The sequence below is a fragment of the Spirillospora sp. NPDC048819 genome, from assembly GCF_040650055.1.
GTDB lineage: Bacteria > Actinomycetota > Actinomycetes > Streptosporangiales > Streptosporangiaceae > Spirillospora.
This window is the reverse complement of sequence record NZ_JBEZGN010000001.1, coordinates 309,982-322,142: the sequence shown is the minus strand read 5'-3', so window position 1 is coordinate 322,142 and position 12,161 is coordinate 309,982. Positions and strand designations below refer to the sequence as shown.

Here is a 12,161-nt window from a genome sequence, read left to right as displayed (position 1 = left end):
TGATGCTGCTCACGATCGACGTCGGTAACACCCAGACCGTCCTCGGCCTCTTCGAGGGCGACGAGGTGATCGAGCACTGGAGGATCAACACCGATCCGCGGCGTACGGCCGACGAGATCGCGGTGGTCCTGCAGGGCCTCGTCCAGCAGAGCCCGCTGCTGGCCGAGACCGACATCAGCGGCATCGCGCTGTGCTCCACGGTCCCGTCCGTCCTGCACGAGATGCGGGAGATGTGCCGCCGCTACTACGGCGACGTGTCCGCGGTGATCGTGGAGCCGGGCGTCAAGACCGGCGTCCCCGTCCGGATGGACAACCCGAAGGAGGTCGGCGCCGACCGCATCGTGAACGCGCTCGCCGCCGTGCACACCCACGGCGGTCCCGCGATCGTCGTCGACTTCGGCACCGCCACCACGTTCGACGCCGTCTCAGCCAAGGGCGAGTACGTGGGCGGCGCGATCGCCCCCGGCATAGAGATCTCCATAGACGCACTGTCGTCGCGCGGTGCCCAGCTCCACAAGATCGAGCTGGTCAGGCCGCGCAACGTGATCGCCAAGAACACCGTCGAGGCGCTGCAGTCCGGAATAATCTTCGGCTTCGCCGGCCAGGTGGACGGCATCGTCGAGCGCATGTCCGAAGAACTCGCCGAGGACCCCGAGGAGGTCACGATCATCGCCACCGGCGGTCTCGCGCCCCTCGTCCTGGAAGAGTCCCGCTGCATAGACGTGTTCGAGCCGTGGCTCACCCTCATCGGCCTCCGGCTCATCTACGAGCGCAACACGCCGTAGCCGGACCGGGGCCCTTGCGCCGGTCACGCGGCGGCCTGGCGAATGCGTTCGCGGGTCATCGTGCGGGCTGGATAGCCTTTGGACGTGACTGACGAGATCTTCGACGAGCTTCCGGAGCAGATGCGCGTGCGCCGGGAGAAGCTCGACCGGCTCCGCGAAAGCGGAGTCGACCCCTACCCGGTGACCTTTCCGCGGACGGCGACGATCGACGAGATCCGCGAGAAATACCCGGACCTGGAGCCGGGCACCGAGACGGGCGACAAGGTCGGCGTCACCGGACGCGTCATGCTGGTCCGCAACACCGGGAAGCTGTGCTTCGCCACCGTCCGGGACGGCTCCGGCGACATCCAGATCATGCTGTCGCTGGCGAAGGTCGGGCAGGAGCAGCTCGACTTCTGGAAGCGCGAGGTCGACCTCGGCGACCACGTCGGCGTCGAGGGCGAGGTCATCACGTCTCGCCGCGGCGAGCTGTCGATCATGGCGGACCGGTTCGCGATCACGTCGAAGTGCCTGCGCCCGCTGCCGGAGAAGCATGCCGGGCTGACCGACCCGGAGGCGCGGGTCCGGCAGCGCTACGTCGACCTCATCGTCAACGACGAGGCCCGGAAGATGGCGCGGCTCCGCAGCGCCACCGTCCGCGCGGTGCGGGACTTCTGGCACGACGAGGGCTACCTCGAGGTCGAGACGCCGATGCTGCAGCCGATCCACGGCGGCGCGGCGGCGCGTCCGTTCAAGACGCACATCAACGCCTACGACATGGACCTCTACCTGCGCATCGCGATCGAGCTGTACCTGAAGCGGCTCGTCGTCGGCGGCATCGAGAAGGTCTTCGAGGTCAACCGGAACTTCCGGAACGAGGGCGCGGACTCCACGCACAACCCGGAGTTCACGATGCTGGAGGCCTACGGGACGTACCTCGACTACAACGACATGGCCGACCTGACCCAGCGGATGTACCAGAAGGCGGTCGTCGCCGCCCTCGGCACCACCGTGGTCGTCCACGACGGCGTCGAGGTCGACCTCGGCCTGGCGGAGTGGCCGCGGATCACGCTGTACGGCTCGGTCTCGGAGGCGCTCGGCGAGGAGATCACCCCGCACACGCCCATCGAGGACGTCCGTAAGCTCGCGGACGCCCGTGGCATCTCCTGGGACCCCAAGTGGGGGCAGGGCAAGCTCGTCCAGGAGCTGTTCGAGGAGCTGATCGAGCACACCCTCGTCCAGCCCACGTTCGTCATGGACTACCCGGTCGAGACGTCGCCGCTGACGCGCCAGCACCGCGAGGAGCCCCTCCTCACCGAGAAGTGGGACCTCATCGGGTTCGGGACGGAGCTGGGCACCGCCTACTCCGAGCTCGTCGACCCGATCGAGCAGCGCCGCCGCCTCACCGAGCAGTCGCTGCTCGCCGCGGGCGGCGACCCCGAGGCCATGCAGCTGGACGAGGACTTCCTGCGCGCCCTGGAGTACGCGATGCCGCCCACGGGCGGGATGGGCGCCGGCATCGACCGCATGATCATGGCGTTCACCGGCAAGGGGATCCGCGAGACGATCCTGTTCCCGCTGGTCAAGCCCGAACAGTGACCGGGAGGCCGGGCGGCCCGCGCCCGCGGGACGCGGGCCGCTAAGCGCTTTCCCGGATCACCAGGTCGGGCCGGAGCACCACCTGGCGGTGCTGGTGCGACTTGCCCTCGCGGATTTCGGCCAGGGCGAGTTCGGCGGCCTCCCAGCCGAGCTCGCGGCGGGGCTGCCGGATGGTGGTCAGCGGGACGGCGGCGCTCGCGGCGAGCTCGATGTCGTCGTAGCCGATCACGGCGATGTCGTCGGGGACGCGGACGCCGAGCCGGCCGAACTCGTTGATCAGGCCGATGGCCAGCAGGTCGTTGGCGCAGAAGACGCCGTCGGGACGCGGTGACATCGCCATGATCTGGTGCGCGGCGGCCTGGCCCTCGGTGGGGCTCAGCGCGTCCTGGATCAGGGTCGCGGGCTTCGCGAACCCCGCCTCCACGATCGTGCGGGCGGCGCCGTCGCGGCGTTCGACGCAGGGCTGCGGCTCGCGGACGCCGGTGACGAAGGCGATCCGCTCGCGGCCGATGCCGAGCAGGTGCGCGGCGGCGATCTCACCGCCGGCGACGTGGTCGACCTGTGCGGAGCAGACGTCGGACGCGTTCCGGTCGATCAGCACCACGCTCATCCCGGCCGCGCGGAGCCGGGAGGTGTCGCGGGCGCCGAGCCCGACGGGGATGATCAGGACGCCGGCGGCGCGCTGATCCTCCAGGAGTTCCAGTGAGCGCCGCTCCTTGGCGGCGGAGTAGTCACTGGACAGCCAGAGGGCGTCGTGGCCGGCCGCGTTGAGGGCGGCCTCGGCTCCCCGCGCGACGTCGGTCGCGTACGGGTTGGTGAGGTCCTCGACGACGACTCCGAACGCGCGGCGCGGCTCGTCGCCGAACTCGCCCGCGGTGCGTTCGGGGCCCCGGCGGAGCCGCCGCGCGGACTCGTTGCGGACGAATCCGAGCTCCTCGATCGCGGCGCGGACACGATTACGGGTGGCTTCGGCCACGAGGTCTGGCCGGTTTAGGACATTCGAAACGGTCCCAACTGAGACTCCAGCACGCCTCGCGACCTCACGAATACTGGTCTGTGCCAACTCGCTCCTCGTCCCGCTCCGGGGGTGTTTCCCCAGGTAGTGGCGTTTTGCAGTGCATGCCGGCAAATGATCTGTCACGCATTGCGACCATCTGGGCACGCAATGCACTGAACCGGCGCTTGACGGGCCGGATCCGGCCGCCTAGCGTTCCGAGCCGAAGCGTAGCTTGAAACGATTCACGATCTTCGTCCGCGACGGGATCTGGCGAGTCCAACGAGAAGGGGCGGGTGCGGATGGCTGGCGATCTCATCCCGTCCCCCTCGGCTGGCCAACGAGTGAATCGTCACCCGGAGTTCCCCCGAACGACCCCGCAATCGGCCAGGCGGCCACCTCCGGCCAAGCTCGTGAGACAGCAAAGGAACCCGATGATCTAAGTCCGGAAGGCTCCGGACCCGGCAACCCAACGCGCGTACAGATCGAGGCCCAACCCGTGCCTGTGCAGCGGACGGCTGCATCCCCGCGGTCATCACCACGGACGAGGGAGGACGGAGTGGAAACAGCCACACTCGCACGTCGTGGCACCGACGATTTCGGGCTGAGCGAGGAGGAGATCCGGCTGCTCGCCCAGATCGCCAGTGGTGTCACCGCCGATGTGGCGGCACGCAAGCTGGAACTGAGCGCACGGACCTTGCGGCGCCGGTTGCGGACGATCTGCGACCGGCTGGAGGTCAACACCCCTATCGAGGCCGTGGTGTGGGCGGCCCGAAGGCAGCTCATCTAGCCGAATCACCCCCCGACGCTCGCCAGGGGACGGCGAGCGTCACCAGGAATCCAGGTGGCGAACACATCCGAACCCCGTCCGACCCCGCAGCGGCGGCGCCGGCGTCCTGACAGGTAGGTCCCTGGCAGGGGGCGTCGCCGCGGACGGTGTTCAGAAGCCCGCCCGCGGATTCCTTCAGCCCGCCCACACGGGCGGATGAAGACGGCGCGGATGGATACAGCAGGGGACCGGGGTCAGGCGACTCGGACGGCGCCCGCGTAGGGGCGTCCGGCCATCGGGGCGATCCTCACGACGTCACCGGTGCGAGGTGCGTGCAGCATCTTGCCGGCACCGACGTAGATGCCCATGTGGTGGAGGTCGGAGTAGAAGAACACGAGGTCGCCCGGCTGGAGCTGGCTCCGCGACACGTGGGTGCCCGCGTTCCACTGGCTGCCGGTGTAGTGCGGCAGGTTGATGCCGACCTGCTTGTAGGCCCACATCGTCAGGCCGGAACAGTCGAAGCTGCTCGGCCCGGAGGCGCCCCACACGTACGGGCGGCCGATTTTGCTCATCGCGTGCCGCAGCGCCTGCGCGGCCTTGCCGGTGCCGATGACGGGGAGCTTGGCGAGCTGCGTAGGGTCCTTCTCGACGAGCTTGCCGCGGACCTTCTCGTAGGTATCGGTGACCTTCTTGCGCTGCGATTCGAGCTGCGCCCGCAGCTCCTTGACCTGCTTGGCGCGGGCCTCGGCGGACTTGCGGGCGCGCTGGGCGGCCTGCATGGCCTGCATCAGCCCGAGGACCCTGGTGCTGTCCTGCTTGGCGAAGTAGTGGAGGGTGGCGGCCTGGTCGAGGACGGCCTGCGGGTCCTGGGAGGCGATGAACGAGACCGCCGGGTCGGTGCCGCCCTGCATGTAGCTGGTGGCGGCCAGGGTGCTGACCTTCTCGCGGACGATCTGCAGCGACTTCTGCTGGCGCTCGGCATTGCCGGCGGCGACCTTGGCGGCGCGCTCGGACTGCGCGAGCTTCACCTTCAGGCCGTTGTACTGCTCGGTGAGCTTCTCCAGCTCGTCGGCGAGCTTGAGGGCCTTGGACCGCAGTTCCTTCGTGGACGGCCCGGGATCGGCGTGGGCCGCGGGTACGGCGTGAGGGGCGACCGAAACGGCGACGAGCGCGCCGGCGACCGTCAGCGCTCTGGCGCGGAGGCGGACCCTGCCGCGGAATCGGGCGGTCCGGCCCGGGGGCGTGTACGGGGAGCGTGAACGCGCCGATGGTGAAAAGGGAGCGGGGCGCAATGGCTCCACGAATTCTCCTCTCCTCGTCCGCCTACCGAGTTAGCTGACGGGTTGGGGCAGGAGCAGCCCGTCCGCTGATTCGCACGGAGCGATTCCGTGCCGACCAGCGGATTCACCCCTCACGGTGCGGGACGAGGGGCGATCCCCCCGGACGCTCCGAAAGTGGGTCCCCGGCTCCTCGGGGCGTTGGTTGCGGCCCGGGGACTCGGCGGTTCGGCCTCAGTCCTGCAGATGGCCGACGTCAGCGCAGGACACTAACGGAACCCGCATTGGATGCCAACCAGAACAAGCGAAATCGCAGGTGGCCACGGGCCGCCCGGTGGGGAGGAAACGGCGTTCGATAATCTCGCCTGTTTGTGGAGGTCGTGATCCGTCGTGCCCGTACCGCCGACGTCCAGGAGATCAGCGGGCTGGTCGACCTGTACGCCGCGTCGGGGCGACGCATGCTGAAGAAGACCACGGTGAAGCTGTACGAGGACGTCCAGGAGTTCTGGGTCGCCGAGGACGTCCGGCGCGGGGCGCCGGGACCGGTCATCGGCTGCGGGGCCCTGCACGTGATGTGGGAGGACCTGGCGGAGGTCCGCTCCGTCGCCGTGGACAAGGGGTACGGCGGACGCGGAATCGGGCACCGCATCGTCACCCGCCTCCTGGAGACCGCACGGGAACTCGGCGTACGGAGGGTGTTCTGTCTTACCTTCGAAGTGGAGTTCTTCGCCCGCCACGGCTTCCAGCAGATCCTTGGGACTCCGGTGGCGCCAGAGGTGTACGAGGAGCTTCTCCGCTCTTACGACGAAGGCGTGGCAGAGTTCTTGAACCTCGATCGGGTCAAGCCCAATACGTTGGGCAACACCCGGATGTTGCTTCGCCTGGAGGACTGACCCAATGAGCGATTCCCCCAACCGCGGGCGGCGCCACCAGCCGCCGCAGGGGCAGGGTTCCTACGGACCGCCGCCCCCGTACCAAGGTCCCCAGTGGCAGCAACCGCAGCAGCCGCAGCAACAGCCCCGGCAACAGCAGCCCGCGCAGCAGCAATGGCAGCAGCCCCAGCAACCGCAGCAGCCCCCGCAGCAGTGGGGCCAGGAGCCGGCCTACAACGAGACGTACGAGGCGTCCTACGACCAGTACGGCGGGGCCCAGGGCGGCGAAATGGCCCTGGCGCCCATCATGCGGCGGGCGGGCGCCCGGCTCATCGACAACGCGCTCGTGGCGGTCTTCGGGTTCGCGCTCGTCCTCCCGGTGACCATCGGTGCGTTCGGCCTGGGCAGGCCAGGCAGCGACACCGAGGACGAGGGGGGTGTGTGGAACTGGCCCATCATCTTCACCCTCTTCTGCGTCCTGTCAGTGCTGCCGTTCCTCTACGAGGCCGTCCAGCTGGCGATGTCGGGACGGACGCTCGGCAAGCGGGTCATGGGCCTGGGCATCGTCCAGGCGCGTCCTGCGGGTCAACCGCTGACCATGACGCAGGCCATATGGCGCTCTGGGATCACTCACGTGGCGTACCAGATCGGCGTTTTCTTCTTCCTCGTCCTGGCGGTGATGGTGTGGGACTACGCCGCGTACGGGATGGTGCTCGTCTGGGCGGGTGCGCTGATGGCCTACCTGTGGGCGATCTGGGACCAGCCGCTGCATCAGGCACTGCACGACCGCTTCGCCGGCACGCTCGTCATCGATGAGCGGGTCGGATACGACGAGTACCACGAGTACCACGAGTACGACGAGTACGCGGAGTAAGCCGCGATGGCGGCATCGCTCGCCGAGCCGGGGCAGCGACTCCTGGCGCGCATCGTCGACACGCTCATCGTCGGCGTGCCCGTCATCGTCGTCGTCCGGGAACTGGTGTCCGGGCACACGGTGGACGTCGTCGCTCCGCCCGTCGTGGCCGGATTCATGCTGCTGTACGAGTCGATCCAGCTCGCTCTGTGGGGACGGACGCTCGGCAAGCGCCTGGCCGGCATAGAGGTGGTCCTGGCCGTCCCGGGCGAACAGGACCCCACCGGCAACGGTGGCGAGAGCGCCCGTTTGGGCGTTCTGCGTGCCGTTTTGCGTGCCGCGGTCTATTCGCTGCCGATCGCGGCACGCCCGATTCCCGTGCTCGGGCTACTGGCGGGCGTCTTCTGGGTGGCGAACGCGGGCCTGCTGTACGAGGGTGTGCGGCGCCAAGCCCTCCATGACAGGCTCGCAGGGACGCTCGTGGTAAATCGTGCGCTTCCCGATTCTTCGGCCTCCTGAGGCTCTCTCAGGCGCCTTCGGCGGTACTCGGGGTCACTGATCCCCGGCGCTCTCGGCCCGCGGTCCCGGCGGGCCGAGAGCGTTCGTGCGTCCGGGGCGGGCTTACGCGGAGATGCCCGCTCTGTTTCGGACGCCCCGCGCTCGGACGGCGAATGCCAGCTCGTTCCGGTTACGGGCCTGAATCGGCGCGGGATGTGTCTGGTCCCGGACGCCTCCTCCGCTTTGAGATGTGCTTCCCGAGCCGTTGCCCTTCCGCCTGAGGCGCCGGCCACTTAGGCGGTGGACTTACTCCGGATGAGATCCGGTCTCGCCGCGAACGGACCTTTAGCTCCCCATGCCCCGTCCGGCCATGGGCGGCGCGGCATGGGCGTCCGGCGGTCGCGGACGTGGGCTGCAAGAAGTGGGACCCGACGGTGAGATTGTGCCGCAATCTCCCGATTTTGGGATGGTCGACTACCGGCCGTCCCGGCCCGGGGATCGCGGATGTCGACTTCCCGGGGACGGGGCATGGCAACAGATTTCGCTCCCGGTCGACCGGCCGTTATTCATCCACATCGGCCGGTGAAGCCGGTGATCATCGCAGTCGGGGGACGTGGGCTCCGGCACATTCCCGGGCCGCGGGTGCGGTTAGTGCCGTTACGTCAGGGTTAATCGCCGGCCGCGGTGTCGCTGTGCCCGGCCTGTTAAGGTCGGCCGCAGGCTCTTTTACTCCCGGGCTCACTCCCGGGCGGCTCGTCCGCCGGAATGCCGGGACGTCCGCAAACCCGGCCCAATGCGCGAGCCCCCTCCCAGGTCAGCGCGGTGCGCTGCGACACCGGTCATGACCGAAAACCGCGCCGGCGGCCGACCCGCGCAAAAAATCACACGCCGCGGTCGCCGTACCCGCCGCGCCGCCGCCACGTGCCGGAAACAGGCGGCGCTGATTACGCCCGGTCACGGCAGGAAGCCGACTTCGCCGCCAGTACCGGTTCATGGGCCGCGTCGGAATTGTCATCGGCGGAGTTCTCGGTATATCTTTGTCGACCGAATGAAGTTTGCTCAAGCCGAAAGGGTCTGTCCCCATGGCACAGAAGGTTCAAGTGCTTCTCGTCGACGACCTCGACGGTGGCGAGGCGGACGAGACCGTAGCGTTCTCGATCGACGGCGCCTCCTACGAGATCGACCTGAGTGGCGCCAACGCAGCGAAGCTGCGGGATTCTCTTCAGCCGTTCGTGGAGAAGTCGCGCAAGGCGGGAACTTCCACGCGCCGGCGCCGGCAGCGCGGCGCGTCCAGCCGCGAGCGCAGTGCTGAGATCCGCGCCTGGGCCAAGAACAATGGCATCAAGGTCAATGAGCGCGGCCGGATCCCGGCCCACGTGATCGAACAGTACGAAGCGGCCAACTGACCGGTTCACCCGTCGGCGGCCCGTCTTCGTTCGCGAGACGGGCCGTTCGCATCTGCGGGCCCCCTTCTGCCGGTCCTGCGCGCCGATCCGCCTCCGCCGTCCGCTTCCGCCTGTCTGCTTCTCTCGGTCCGCTTCTCCGGGATCCGCTTCTTCCGGGATCCCCCTCGGTCCGTCTCGGTCCGCTTCCGCAGGGCCGTTCGCTTTCGGCGTAGCGGCCGCACGGTTGGCGGCGCACGCCGGGAGGTACACAGGCCGCGCGGGGTGGAACTCCATCCCCATTCGGCACTCTCGGCCCGCGCCTTGACCGACCTGCGAAAAGCCCCCGTTCGCTTGGGGCGTAGCGGGAACATGACGCACCGATGCGGTAGTTGGATGAGACTGAACAGCGCATAGCTGGGGAACGTCTCCTGGTGGGAGTGCACCGGGTGGCCTCCTCGGGGCGGGCTAGCATGCGGAAGGACAGTTCCGGACGTTCCGGACTCTGCCCAACCGCTCTGTGAGGAGCGACGAGATGTTCGAGAGGTTTACCGACCGCGCGCGGCGCGTTGTCGTCCTGGCTCAGGAAGAAGCCAGGATGCTCAACCACAACTACATCGGCACCGAGCACATCCTCCTGGGTCTGATCCACGAGGGTGAGGGTGTCGCCGCCAAGGCTCTGGAGAGCCTGGGGATCAGTCTTGAAGCGGTGCGCCAGCAGGTCGAAGAGATCATTGGCCAGGGCCAGCAGGCGCCGTCGGGCCACATCCCGTTCACTCCGCGTGCCAAGAAGGTCCTTGAGCTGTCGCTGCGCGAGGCGCTGCAGCTCGGCCACAACTACATCGGCACCGAGCACATCCTGCTGGGGTTGATCCGTGAGGGCGAGGGCGTCGCCGCCCAGGTCCTGGTGAAGCTCGGCGCCGACCTGAACCGTGTGCGCCAGCAGGTCATCCAGTTGCTGCACGGCTACCAGGGCAAGGAGCCGGCCGCCTCCGGCGGCCCCTCGGAGTCGGCTCCGTCCACCTCCCTTGTGCTGGACCAGTTCGGCCGCAACCTGACGCAGGCCGCGCGTGAGGGCAAGCTCGACCCGGTCATCGGCCGGGACAAGGAGATCGAGCGGGTCATGCAGGTGCTGTCCCGCCGCACCAAGAACAACCCCGTCCTGGTGGGCGAGCCCGGCGTCGGCAAGACCGCCGTCGTCGAGGGCCTCGCGCAGAAGATCGTCAAGGGCGAGGTGCCCGAGACGCTGAAGGACAAGCAGCTCTACACCCTCGACCTGGGTGCGCTGGTCGCCGGCTCCCGGTACCGCGGTGACTTCGAAGAGCGCCTGAAGAAGGTGCTGAAGGAGATCCGCACCCGCGGCGACATCATCCTGTTCATCGACGAGCTGCACACGCTCGTCGGCGCGGGCGCCGCCGAGGGCGCGATCGACGCCGCCAGCATCCTCAAGCCGATGCTGGCCCGCGGCGAGTTGCAGACCATCGGCGCCACCACCCTGGACGAGTACCGCAAGCACCTGGAGAAGGACGCCGCGCTGGAGCGCCGGTTCCAGCCGATCCAGGTCGCCGAGCCGTCGCTGTCGCACACGATCGAGATCCTCAAGGGCCTGCGGGACCGCTACGAGGCGCACCACCGCGTGTCGATCACCGACAGCGCGCTGGTGGCCGCGGCGCAGCTCGCCGACCGCTACATCAGCGACCGGTTCCTGCCCGACAAGGCGATCGACCTGATCGACGAGGCCGGCTCGCGGATGCGCATCCGCCGGATGACCGCCCCGCCGGACCTGCGCGAGTACGACGAGAAGATCGCCGACGTCCGGCGCGACAAGGAGTCCGCGATCGACGCGCAGGACTTCGAGAAGGCCGCCGCGCTGCGCGACAGCGAGAAGCAGCTCCTCGGCCAGAAGGCGCAGCGGGAGAAGGAGTGGAAGGCCGGCGACATGGACGTCGTCGCCGAGGTCACCGACGAGCTGATCGCCGAGGTCCTCGCCACCGCCACCGGCATCCCGGTCTTCAAGCTGACCGAGGAGGAGAGCACCCGCCTCCTCAACATGGAGGACGAGCTCCACAAGCGGGTCATCGGCCAGGAGGACGCCATAAGAGCGCTCTCGCAGTCGATCCGGCGTACCCGCGCCGGCCTGAAGGACCCCAAGCGTCCCGGCGGCTCGTTCATCTTCGCCGGCCCGTCCGGCGTCGGTAAGACCGAGCTGTCCAAGACGCTCGCGGAGTTCCTGTTCGGCGACGAGGACGCGCTGATCCAGCTCGACATGTCCGAGTTCATGGAGAAGCACACCGTCTCGCGGCTGTTCGGCTCCCCGCCCGGCTACGTCGGGTACGAGGAGGGCGGCCAGCTGACGGAGAAGGTCCGCCGCAAGCCGTTCTCGGTCGTGTTGTTCGACGAGATCGAGAAGGCCCACCAGGACATCTTCAACTCCCTGCTGCAGATCCTGGAGGACGGCCGCCTCACCGACGCGCAGGGCCGTGTCGTGGACTTCAAGAACACCGTCATCATCATGACGACGAACCTGGGGTCCAAGGACATCTCCAAGGGCGTGTCGATGGGCTTCGCCCGTCAGAACGACGAGCAGGGCTCGTACGACCGGATGAAGGCGAAGGTGTCGGAGGAGCTCAAGCAGCACTTCCGTCCCGAGTTCCTCAACCGCGTCGACGACACGGTGGTCTTCCACCAGCTCACCCCGAAGGAGATCATCCAGATCGTCGACCTGATGATCGCCAAGGTGGACGACCGGCTCAAGGACCGCGACATGGGCATCGAGCTGCGGCAGGAGGCCAAGGACCTGCTGGCGCTGAAGGGCTACGACCCCGTCCTGGGCGCCCGGCCGCTGCGCCGCACGATCCAGCGGGAGATCGAGGACAGCCTGTCCGAGAAGATCCTGTTCAGCGAGCTCAAGCCCGGCCAGATCGTGATCGTGGGCACCGACGGGTTCGACCTTGAGAACAAGGAGGGCACGGCGGAGACCGCCAAGTTCACCTTCAAGGGCGTCCCCAAGCCGGACACGGTCCCCGACAGCCCGCCGCCCATCGAGGGCGCGGTCAACTTCAACAAGGACTGACGTTCCTCGGAAGGGCCCGCACCGGATTCGTCCGGCGCGGGCCCTTCCGCATGCCCGGCACCGGCGACGCGATCGCCGCC

At 68.4% G+C, this 12,161-nt stretch carries 10 protein-coding genes and 1 riboswitch; of the genes, 8 read left to right on the top strand and 2 right to left on the bottom strand.

Translation table 11 applies throughout. The features are described 5' to 3' along the window. The first annotated feature begins 2 nt into the window (after positions 1-2). Complete coding sequence (locus AB0C35_RS01625; protein ID WP_358449302.1) at positions 3-785, top strand: type III pantothenate kinase; 783 nt, start codon at positions 3-5, stop codon at positions 783-785. Between the two features lie 84 nt (positions 786-869). Further along, a complete protein-coding gene (lysX, locus tag AB0C35_RS01620) occupies positions 870-2,363 on the top strand; it encodes a bifunctional lysylphosphatidylglycerol synthetase/lysine--tRNA ligase LysX (RefSeq protein ID WP_358449300.1) in 1,494 nt (497 codons plus the stop codon). 40 nt (positions 2,364-2,403) lie between these two features. Here the strand turns inward: lysX and AB0C35_RS01615 are convergent, their stop codons facing one another. After that, positions 2,404-3,504 carry a LacI family DNA-binding transcriptional regulator gene (locus AB0C35_RS01615; protein ID WP_358449298.1) on the bottom strand — a complete coding sequence of 367 codons (1,101 nt, stop codon included), beginning with the start codon at positions 3,502-3,504 and terminating at the stop codon, positions 2,404-2,406. Positions 3,505-3,916: 412 nt separating this feature from the next. On the opposite strand from AB0C35_RS01615, the gene AB0C35_RS01610 reads away from it, so the two are divergent. Continuing rightward, positions 3,917-4,147 (top strand): LuxR C-terminal-related transcriptional regulator, encoded by a 231-nt coding sequence (locus tag AB0C35_RS01610; RefSeq protein WP_021591725.1) that lies wholly within the window; start codon positions 3,917-3,919, stop codon positions 4,145-4,147. Positions 4,148-4,380: 233 nt separating this feature from the next. Here AB0C35_RS01610 and AB0C35_RS01605 read toward each other — a convergent pair whose 3' ends face one another. Then, entirely contained in the window at positions 4,381-5,427 is a 1,047-nt protein-coding gene (locus tag AB0C35_RS01605) for an NlpC/P60 family protein (RefSeq protein ID WP_358449296.1), read from the bottom strand. Positions 5,428-5,430: 3 nt separating this feature from the next. Next, a riboswitch (cyclic di-AMP (ydaO/yuaA leader) is annotated at positions 5,431-5,639 on the bottom strand. Positions 5,640-5,774: 135 nt separating this feature from the next. Here AB0C35_RS01605 and AB0C35_RS01600 point away from each other — a divergent pair. The 5 genes from AB0C35_RS01600 to AB0C35_RS01580 all read left to right on the top strand — a co-directional run bounded on the left by AB0C35_RS01600 (position 5,775) and on the right by AB0C35_RS01580 (position 12,081). Next, entirely contained in the window at positions 5,775-6,296 is a 522-nt protein-coding gene (locus AB0C35_RS01600; RefSeq protein WP_358449294.1) for an amino-acid N-acetyltransferase, read from the top strand. Positions 6,297-6,300: 4 nt separating this feature from the next. Further along, complete coding sequence (locus AB0C35_RS01595; protein ID WP_358449292.1) at positions 6,301-7,149, top strand: RDD family protein; 849 nt, start codon at positions 6,301-6,303, stop codon at positions 7,147-7,149. 6 nt (positions 7,150-7,155) lie between these two features. Further along, entirely contained in the window at positions 7,156-7,647 is a 492-nt protein-coding gene (locus AB0C35_RS01590) for an RDD family protein (RefSeq protein WP_358449290.1), read from the top strand. A gap of 1,061 nt (positions 7,648-8,708) precedes the next feature. After that, positions 8,709-9,032 (top strand): Lsr2 family protein, encoded by a 324-nt coding sequence (locus tag AB0C35_RS01585; RefSeq protein ID WP_358449288.1) that lies wholly within the window; start codon positions 8,709-8,711, stop codon positions 9,030-9,032. A gap of 511 nt (positions 9,033-9,543) precedes the next feature. After that, positions 9,544-12,081: an ATP-dependent Clp protease ATP-binding subunit gene (locus tag AB0C35_RS01580; RefSeq protein WP_358449286.1), complete on the top strand. Its 2,538-nt coding sequence runs from the start codon at positions 9,544-9,546 to the stop codon at positions 12,079-12,081. Positions 12,082-12,161: the final 80 nt, after the last annotated feature.

Coding starts and splice junctions, on each gene's coding strand:
- AB0C35_RS01580 (WP_358449286.1), top strand. CDS start 9,544: ATGTTCGAGAGGTTTACCGACCGCGCGCGGCGCGTTGTCGTCCTGGCT.
- AB0C35_RS01625 (WP_358449302.1), top strand. CDS start 3: ATGCTGCTCACGATCGACGTCGGTAACACCCAGACCGTCCTCGGCCTC.
- AB0C35_RS01585 (WP_358449288.1), top strand. CDS start 8,709: ATGGCACAGAAGGTTCAAGTGCTTCTCGTCGACGACCTCGACGGTGGC.
- AB0C35_RS01595 (WP_358449292.1), top strand. CDS start 6,301: ATGAGCGATTCCCCCAACCGCGGGCGGCGCCACCAGCCGCCGCAGGGG.
- AB0C35_RS01590 (WP_358449290.1), top strand. CDS start 7,156: ATGGCGGCATCGCTCGCCGAGCCGGGGCAGCGACTCCTGGCGCGCATC.